Consider the following 1,321-nt stretch of genomic DNA (forward strand, 5'->3'; position numbering starts at 1 on the left):
CCGTCGCTTGGTCAGTCAGTGCACCATCGGTCACGGTGTAAGTGATTTCAGCGTCACCATGGAAGTTCTCAGCCGGTGTGAAGACCAGTTTGCCATCAACAATCTCGACTGTGCCTTGCGCTTCAGGTACGGACGCCGATTCAATCGACAGCGTATCGCCATCAATATCGGTGTCGTTTGGCAGGACATCAATCGTCACTGGCGTATCTTCGTCAGTAACAGCGGTATCATCTTTTGCCACTGGCGCATCATTGACTGGCGTCACATCGACGTTCACCGTGGTGGACTCCGATACGCCACCCGACGTGACGATGTAGGTGAAGCTGTCTGTACCGTGGTAGTTGTCGTTTGGCGTGTAGGTTACGCTGCCGTCCGGGTTGACCGAGACCGTGCCGTTGGCTGGGCCGTTATTGGTATCCAGCGACACCACTTTGTCGTCGCCTTCAAACGTGTCGTTACCTAGGACGTTAATGATGGTCGGCGTGTCTTCCACAACCTTCGCGCGGTCAGATTCAATATCTGCCACAGGCGCAACCATAAAGTTTACCGTTTGGCTAACGCTCTCGCCGCTTGGATCGGTGGCGGTAAAGGTTAGGGTTTCTGAGCCATTCCAGTCTGCGGTTGGAGTGAACGTAGCAATCCCATTGACGATCGCCACTTGAATGTTGCTATTACCAGAAACGCTAAACGTTAACTCACCATCGGCGTTATCCACATCACTGAAGGCCGTATTCAGATCGATGCTGTATGGCGTAAAATCTTCCGCCAAGGTTTGGTCTGCAATGTTGCTTTCAACCACAGGCGTGTCGTTCACCGCATTCACGGTGACGTTGACCGTTGCTTGGTCAGTCAGTGCACCATCGGTCACGGTGTAAGTGATTTCAGCATCGCCATGGAAGTTCTCAGCTGGTGTGAAGACCAGTTTTCCATCAATAATTTCGACTTTACCTTGGTCACTCGGCACAGACGCCGAATCAATGCTTAACGTATCGCCATCAATATCGGTGTCGTTTGGCAGAACATCAATTGTCACTGGCGTGTCTTCGTCAGTAACAGCGGTATCATCTTTTGCCACTGGCGCGTCATTGACTGGTGTGACATCGACGTTCACCGTGGTGGACTCCGATACCCCACCGGACGTGACGATGTAGGTGAAGCTGTCTGTACCGTGGAAGTTGTCGTTTGGCGTGTAAGTGACGCTGCCATCCGGGTTGACCGAGACCGTGCCGTTAGCTGGACCGTTATTGGTATCCAGCGACACCACTTTGTCGTCGCCTTCGAACGTGTCGTTATCTAAGACCTTAATGATGGTTGGCGTATC

At 52.4% G+C, this 1,321-nt stretch carries 1 protein-coding gene; it reads right to left on the reverse strand.

Annotated features, from left to right (window positions below; all coding sequences use genetic code 11):
• A partial coding sequence (locus tag R7093_RS23955; RefSeq protein WP_318146855.1) for a tandem-95 repeat protein occupies positions 1 to 1,321 on the reverse strand: 1,321 nt, incomplete at both ends.

The organism is Vibrio sp. 1580, assembly GCF_033340055.1.